This window comes from Roseomonas sp. KE2513, from assembly GCF_016107305.1.
Lineage (GTDB): Bacteria > Pseudomonadota > Alphaproteobacteria > Acetobacterales > Acetobacteraceae > Roseomonas.
This window is the reverse complement of the sequence record NZ_RCVR01000049.1, coordinates 22,842-29,811: the sequence shown is the minus strand read 5'-3', so window position 1 is coordinate 29,811 and position 6,970 is coordinate 22,842. Positions and strand designations below refer to the sequence as shown.

General features: G+C 68.1%; 7 protein-coding genes. All 7 read left to right on the top strand.

What is annotated here, in order from left to right:
• The first annotated feature begins 117 nt into the window (after nucleotides 1-117).
• The 7 genes from D9599_RS26800 to D9599_RS26765 all read left to right on the top strand — a co-directional run bounded on the left by D9599_RS26800 (nucleotide 118) and on the right by D9599_RS26765 (nucleotide 6,956).
• Entirely contained in the window at nucleotides 118-381 is a 264-nt protein-coding gene (locus D9599_RS26800; protein ID WP_198384360.1) for a type II toxin-antitoxin system prevent-host-death family antitoxin, read from the top strand.
• Nucleotides 382-1,436: 1,055 nt separating this feature from the next.
• A complete protein-coding gene (locus D9599_RS26790; protein WP_198384358.1) occupies nucleotides 1,437-2,312 on the top strand; it encodes a replication protein RepA in 876 nt (291 codons plus the stop codon).
• Nucleotides 2,313-2,773: 461 nt separating this feature from the next.
• A complete protein-coding gene (locus D9599_RS26785) occupies nucleotides 2,774-3,163 on the top strand; it encodes a hypothetical protein (protein ID WP_198384357.1) in 390 nt (129 codons plus the stop codon).
• Nucleotides 3,164-3,193: 30 nt separating this feature from the next.
• Nucleotides 3,194-3,898 (top strand): lytic transglycosylase domain-containing protein, encoded by a 705-nt coding sequence (locus D9599_RS26780; RefSeq protein ID WP_198384356.1) that lies wholly within the window; start codon nucleotides 3,194-3,196, stop codon nucleotides 3,896-3,898.
• A complete protein-coding gene (locus tag D9599_RS26775) occupies nucleotides 3,895-4,191 on the top strand; it encodes a TrbC/VirB2 family protein (protein WP_198384355.1) in 297 nt (98 codons plus the stop codon). The genes D9599_RS26780 and D9599_RS26775 overlap by 4 nt, the downstream gene beginning before the upstream one ends.
• A gap of 13 nt (nucleotides 4,192-4,204) precedes the next feature.
• Nucleotides 4,205-4,546, top strand: a complete 342-nt coding sequence (locus tag D9599_RS26770; protein WP_309228726.1) for a type IV secretion system protein VirB3 — start codon at nucleotides 4,205-4,207, stop codon at nucleotides 4,544-4,546.
• A complete protein-coding gene (locus D9599_RS26765; protein WP_198384354.1) occupies nucleotides 4,539-6,956 on the top strand; it encodes a helicase HerA domain-containing protein in 2,418 nt (805 codons plus the stop codon). Before D9599_RS26770 ends, D9599_RS26765 begins: the two co-directional genes overlap by 8 nt.
• Nucleotides 6,957-6,970 lie beyond the last annotated feature (14 nt).

Genomic DNA, 6,970 nt, shown 5'->3' with positions numbered 1-6,970 from the left:
GGCGTTTGACGGTTTGCGACTCTTCATAGTTCCACACGTTAGCTGTATTATACTTGAAACTTGAATTTGTGGAGTAATGCGCGTTATACAGAAATGACAGCAACAGGAGCATTTCTCATGGTCGAGCCGCTTTCCGTGCCCGCGGCCGAGGTGCAGCGCCACTTCGCGCTCTACCAGGACAAGGCGCTCACCCAGGCCGTGGCTGTCACCAGCCGCGGCCGTCCGCGCGTGGTGATGATTTCGGTCGAGGAGTACGAGAGGCTGCGCCGCCGCGACCGCCAGGCGATGATGGTAGAGGAACTGCCGCTCGACTTGATTGAAACGATCGCCGCGGCCCAGCCCTCCGAAGAGTCGCGCCGCTTCGACGACGAAATTGCCTGAGTCGCGCCGTCTCACTCCGCCAGTGCCAGGCGAGGTCATCCGCTACGCCTATCTCTGGACGCACGAGGTCGCCGAAGGCCGCGATGAAGCGCGTAAGGATCGTCCGTGCGCGGTCGTGATCGCAATGACGGATGCCGCTGGCGTCTCGTCCGTCATTGTCGTGCCCATCACGTCTCGCGTACCGACCGCACCCGATGAGGGGATGGAGATCCCCACTGCGACCCGCCAACGCTTGGGCTTGCAGAACGAGCCGTGCTGGGCGGTGCTGACGGAGGTGAACCAGTTCGTTTGGCCCGGCCCTGACTTGCGGCCTGTGGCCATGGGTGCCGGCCCGAGCTGGAGTTACGGCCTGCTACCGGCTGCCTTGTTCGTGCGCCTACGTGACGCCATCGTCGCGCGCGCTCGTTCGAGGGCGCTGCGCGTCACTAAACGGTCAGTCTGATGCAGTCGCAGCCCGACTCGCCTCCTGCCGTGTCCGGTTGTGTTGTCCTGAGGGATGAGTCGCTACTTACCCACCAGCACCCTCTCCTAAGCCCTTTTCAACCACTTGTTGCACGGTGTGCGTTCGACGTTTTTGGTGCAACGCTGAATCCGCGGCCTTTTCGGGCGCTGGTACGCGAACGTCCTATAGGAAGTTTTTTGTATAGGACTCTTATAGGTATGGGCCGCGGATTCAGCGTGGATAACCGGGGGTTAGGCCGCCGATTCAGCGTAGGTTACGGTCTGCCTAGGTCGCGGATTCAGCGCAGGAATGCCGCGGATTCAGCGTGGCCCTTCAAGCAGCCCATTGAAAGGCCGCGGATTCAGCGTGGACAAACGGGGATATCTGGGAGGACAGGCATTGGAGTCTCGAAAGGCCGCCGATTCAGCGTTCGCGCTCGGCGATGCTCGCCTAGTCTTGACCCAGCAAGGGGTGGGTGAGGGGACGCATGGCTGAGATACACCGTCAGCTCATGCTTTTCGGCGCTGAGGCCCTTCGACGCACGGCCAGTGCCATCGACGACCCTAGGCTACGCCGTAGGGAGCTAGGCCGCATCGAGGCCGCTAGCAACGCCATGGGCGAGTTGGCCGACGACGAACTGGCATTTACCCACTCCGGCCTATGCCAGACCTGTCTCCCCCACGCTCGCCCCGACAGCAACGACGCGATCTGGGAGCGCAGCTCCGGGCGCTTTCACCTGATGGTCAGTCCTGGCGTGGTGCGCGGTGCGGATGGGCGTGCCGCGCGCGTCGGCGTGCCCTACGGCACCCGGGCGCGGCTGATTATGATCTTCCTCCAAACCGAAGGCGTTCGCGGGCGTACGGTCAACCTCGGGCCAAGCATGTCGGCCTGGATCCGCTCGCTCGGCCTGCCTGTTACTGGAGGACCACGGGGCACCATTCAGGCCATCCGCGAGCAGTCACTGCGCATTGCCCGGTGCGAGTTCACCTTGCAATGGAGCGCACCTGCTTCCTCGCCCGGTGCCGCCGAGCAGATGATCATCCGCGACCAGCGCCTCGTGTCAGGCCTGTCGCTCTGGCAGGGTCACGAAGACGCCGAGGGGCCGGGATGGTCGGCCACGGTGGAACTGACTAGCGAGTTCCACGAGCACCTGCGCCAGCATGCCGTGCCGCTCGCGCGCGACGCCATCGCCCACCTCAAAGACAATTCGCTCGGCCTGGACCTGTATACGCTGCTGGCCTACCGGCTGCAGCGCCTGCAAAGGCCGCTCCTGCTACGCTGGCAGGCGCTTGCGGCACAGGTCGGCTCCGACGCGACGCGGGTCTCGCACCTAGCGCAGCGTGTGAAGGCCGTGCTGCCCGACGTGCTCGCTGTGTACCCGGACGCCGAGGTGGAGGTGGTCCATCACGGCCTCAAGCTCATGCCCTCGCGTTCCCCCGTGCCCAAGACCCTGGTGCGCGGTCTCAGGCTGATCCCGTCGGCCGGGTAGGAATACCTCCGGGGATCCTGCGCAGCTTGTTCCCAGGCGCCGTGCGAATCGCGAGCAAGGTCGATCAACCTGCCAGGCACGCAGAATCCGCGGCCTTTTCGGGCCTTCCAAAGCTCTCACGGCCTCGACCACCAGTTGGAGCAAGGTGGCCACTGGCGGCGCAAATAGCCTAGATCAATCATTATAATCTGCAAAACTGTGAGTCCGGTTTTGTTCATGGAGTCGATCGCAGGATAGAAAGGGACGCTCAACTGCTGCGTTAAGGCTTGATCAAGAGGAATCCTCCCCGGTAGTGTCCGCACAGAACGGCTCATGGTTCTGTGCAAAATGCCGAAATTGGTTTTCCGCAATGAAGTTTTCAGGCGCTTCTCCGGTTGGCTGCTTCTCGGTAGCGGTTCATCCCCTCTCGGCGCCGCGAGCCTGTCGGCGTTAAGGTTCCGGCCCGTCAGGGAGACGGATACTTGCGAGGGGTTCTACAGGAGGCAGACATCCGCACCGGTCTGGAGACCGGAGGGCGGATCGAGAACGTCGTCATCGTGGCGCGACGCGACGAGGCTGACGGGGTCGAGCACGTCCCCTACCTGCTGCCAAGCTGGCGCCGGGGTTACGTCGCGATCGGCCTGTTCCGCGGTGCGGGCGTGCGGGCTTACCGCGATCTCACCCGCCTGGTGCGCTTCGTGCGAGACGACTTGGGCTTCCACGGGCCGATCGGGTTGCACGAGGAGAACTGCCCCAAGCTGGCTAAGCTGCGCTCCTTCCTCGACGGCGCCGTGCCGGGCGGGGCGGCCCAGCCCAACAAGTCCCTGCCTGCTGGCGACGAGGCGGCGACGCCGGACACGCTCGACCCCTAGCGAGGCGGCCCGCGGCCGGGTGGTGGCCGCGTGATCCTGGAGTTGGCCGTCGTCGCGCAGCTCGCTGCCCGCTGCGCCCCGGCCATCGCTTTCGAGACACTGGCCGCCGTCGTGCGGACGGAAAGCGGCTTCCAGCCCTTCGTACTCGGCGTGAACGGACCGGGCGGCGGTGCGGTCCTGGCCGAGACGCGCGAGGCGGCCGCCGCACTCGCCACGGACCTCATCGTGCGCCAGGGCCGCTCCGTGGACCTGGGGCTCATGCAGGTGAATAGCGGCAACCTGCGCGCGCTAGGCCTGACGGTCGCAGAAGTCCTCGACCCCTGCACCAACTTGGCGGCCGGTGCCCGCATCCTGCGCGAAGGCTACACCACGGCTAGCCGCGGCGAGCCGGACCCGCAGAGGGCACTTCGCGTCGCCTTCTCCCGCTACAACACCGGCCACCCCGAGCGGGGCTTCGCTAACGGCTACGTCCGCCGCGTCCAGGGCGCAGCCGAGGTCGTTGTGCCGGCCATTCGCCTGCGTGGTGAGGTCGCCGCGGTACCGCCGCGCTCTGCTGTCGCCCCCATCCCCGAGCTGCCCGACGACGATCCCGACGCGCCCCCGGAGTGGGACGTGTGGGCGCGGGCCACCCATGCGAGCCGGCCGCGCCTGATGGCCGTGCCTCGTGAGACCCCCGCGGCGTCGGGGGGCGCCGTGGGGTCCACCCCCACCGATCCCCCGAGGACCGCAGAATGACCTTCTCACCTAAGGCGCGGAACGCCGCCCTCTTTGCCGCCGTGGCTTGCGCCGCTCTGATGCTGCCTGACTTGGCGCACGCGCAGGTGGGCGGCGGCGGCTCCAGCGTCGTCACCAGCCTGACGCAGTGGTTCATGACCAACGTGGCCCGCGGCCTCGTCATGATGGGCATCATCGCCGTCGCCATCGGTCTCTTCGTTATGCGCTTCTCGGTTGGCGTGATCGCCTCTGTGGTGGCCGGTGGTTTGATCCTGGCTAACGCCGACACCATCGCCGGCTACTTCGGCTTCTGAGGGGCGGAGCGGCGTGGAACCCCTGACCGAGGATCCCCTGCATGTCGCGGCGACGCGGCCGGCCCTCATGTGGGGTCTGCCACTGCCGCTGGCCCTTGCCCTCTTCGTGATCGGGGCCGAGGTGCAGGTGGTGTTCAAGGGCCTGACCGGCGTGGCCTGGGCGCTCGCCCTGGTCGCCCCTGTCTGGATTGCTGCCCGGTTCCTCGTCGCCCGCGACTACAACGCGGTCGGCGTCGCGGTGCTCTGGCTTAACACCAGCGCCCGCGGCTTTGACTCCGCCGATTGGGGTGGCGCCTCCGTCGCCCCGCTGCCCGTGGGGAGCGCACGGGGTCCGCGCGGGATGCGCCATGCGTAACCCCTTCCTGTCCGCCCCCGGGTGGAGCGAGCGCAGCGCCGACGACTACGTGCCCTTTGTCGGCCACGTCCGCGACAACGCGGTGCTGCGGACGGATGGATCCGTGATGGGGATGCTGCGCTTGGTCGGCGCCCCCTTCGCCCTGGAGGACCACGCCCGGCGCAACAGCCGGCACCGCTTCCGCAACGCGGTCCTCCGCAACATCGCCGACGATACCCTGACAGTCGTGGAGACCATGGTGCGGCACGACGGCGTGGCGCCGCTGCCGGCCGGGGCTTACCGGTCCACCTTCGCCGCCGATCTCGAGAACGCCTACCGCCGGGAGGTGCTGACCGGGCGCGAGCGGGTCAATGAGTGGTTCGTCTCGGTGATCGTCACGCCCCGTGCCCCGGTGACCCGCGGCCTCAACGCCCTGCGCTCGCGCCTGGGCCGCAAGAAGGAGGCTGCCGCCACCACGGCCAGCGAGGAGCTGATCCGCACCCTGGATGACCGGATGCTCGTCCTGGCCAAGGCCTATGCCGAGATGGGGCCAGTGCGGCTGGGCGTGCGCGAGGCCGGCGGGGTGCTGTTCTCCGAGGTCGCGGAGGCCCTGCGGCTGTTCCTGACAGCGCGCTTCCTGCCGGTGCCGATGGTCAGCGGCTCCCTCGGGGGCTCCATCTACACGGATCGGGTGATCTGCGGCCGGCGCGGTTTCGAGGTCCGCAGCCCTGGCCGTCCCTCCTTCGGCACCCTCATGGGGTTCAAGGAGTACCCCGACCGCACCCGGCCGGGGATGCTCAACGACCTGCTCTCGGCCGATTGCCGGGTGGTGCTGACCAACTCCTTCCGCTTCCATTCGCGTGCCGCCGCGACCGGCAGCCTGGCCCGCAAGCAGGCACAGATGGCCAATGCGGGCGACCGGGCGCTCAGCCAGATGGACGCGCTGCACGACGCGATGGACGACGTGGCCTCCAACCAGGCCACGATGGGATCGCACCACGTCTCCGTCGCCCTGCACTGCGACACCCTGCCCGAGCTGGAGCGCCGCACGGGCGAGGTCCGCGCCGCCCTGACCAACGCCGGGGCCAGCGTCGCCGTCGAGGATCTGGGGACGGAGGCGGCCTATTGGGCGCAGCTCCCCGGGAACGCCGCCTGGCGCACCCGCCCCGGCGACATCTCCTCCCGGAACTTCGTCGGCTTCTCGTCGCTCGACGGCTACCCGCGGGGCGGCCCGTCTCCGGAGTGGGGCGCCCCGCTGCTGCGGCTGCTGACCTCGGCCAGCACGGGATTCGACCTGTCGCTCCACGTCGGCGGCCTGCCGCACATGGCCATCTTCGGTCCCTCGGGATCGGGCAAGACGGTGTTCCTCGGGATGCTGGTGGCCGCCCTGGAACGGGTGACGGGGCCGACCGGAACCGTGGTGGTGTTCGACAAGGACAACGCCAACGAGATCCTCGTGCGCGCCATGGGTGGGCGCTACCTGACGCTCCGGGCCGGTGAGGACAGCGGCCTGGCACCCATGCGGGCACTGCCCAACACCCCCGACGCACGGGTGTGGCTGCTGCGCTTCGTGGTGGGGCTGATCCACGCCGACGATGGGCCGCAGCCCGATGCCATCGAACTGCGCCGGCTCTCCAAGGCCATTGCCTTCCAGATGCGGATGCCGCCCGCCGCCCGCTCCATCGCTGGCCTCTGCGCCTGGCTGGTGGGCGAGGGGGCCGGCAGCGCCGGCAAGCGGCTGGAACGCTGGGGCCGGGACGGCGACCTCGGCTGGGCCTTCGACGGCGAGGCAGACGCCTTCGATCCCGACGCCGGGCTGGTGGGCGTCGACTTCTCGGCGCTGATGGAGGACGAGACGGTGCGCGGCCCGGCTGCTTCCTACCTCCTGCACCGCGTCCGCGGCGTGATCGACGGCCGGCGCTTCGTGCTCGCGGCCGACGAGTTCTGGGCTTATCTGCCGGATGAGCGGTTCGCCAAGGCGTTCGAGGACTTCGCCCTCACTCTCCGAAAGGGCAACGGCGCCCTCGTCATCGCCACCCAGCAGCCGCAGCAGGTACTCCGCCACCCGATCGGCGCCACCCTAGTCAGCAACATGCCGACCAAGGTCCTGTTCCCGAACCAGTCGGCCAGCCGGTCCGCCTACTGCGACGTGGGCGACGGCTCCGAGAGCTTGCACTGCACCCCCGGTGAGTACCGCGCCGTGACAGAGGACATGGCCGCCGGTGCGCGCTCCATGCTGGTCAAGCGCGACGCCGGCTCCGTGGTCTGCCGGGTGGAGCTACCGCAGGCTATGGCGCCGCACCTGGCGGTGCTGAGCGGCAAGGTCGGCACCGTCCGCCTGCTGCGGAAGATCCGGCACGAGTTGGGCACCGACGAGCCGTCGGCGCTCCTGCCCGAGTTCCACCGCCGCCTGCCGGAAGCGGCGACCTGATGGAGAAGCGACTC

What these genes read in the sequence shown, in the direction of transcription:
- D9599_RS26765 (WP_198384354.1), top strand. Translation starts at nt 4,539, where the DNA reads ATGCGTAACCCCTTCCTGTCCGCCCCCGGGTGGAGCGAGCGCAGCGCC.
- D9599_RS26800 (WP_198384360.1), top strand. Translation starts at nt 118, where the DNA reads ATGGTCGAGCCGCTTTCCGTGCCCGCGGCCGAGGTGCAGCGCCACTTC.
- D9599_RS26790 (WP_198384358.1), top strand. Translation starts at nt 1,437, where the DNA reads ATGGGCGAGTTGGCCGACGACGAACTGGCATTTACCCACTCCGGCCTA.
- D9599_RS26775 (WP_198384355.1), top strand. Translation starts at nt 3,895, where the DNA reads ATGACCTTCTCACCTAAGGCGCGGAACGCCGCCCTCTTTGCCGCCGTG.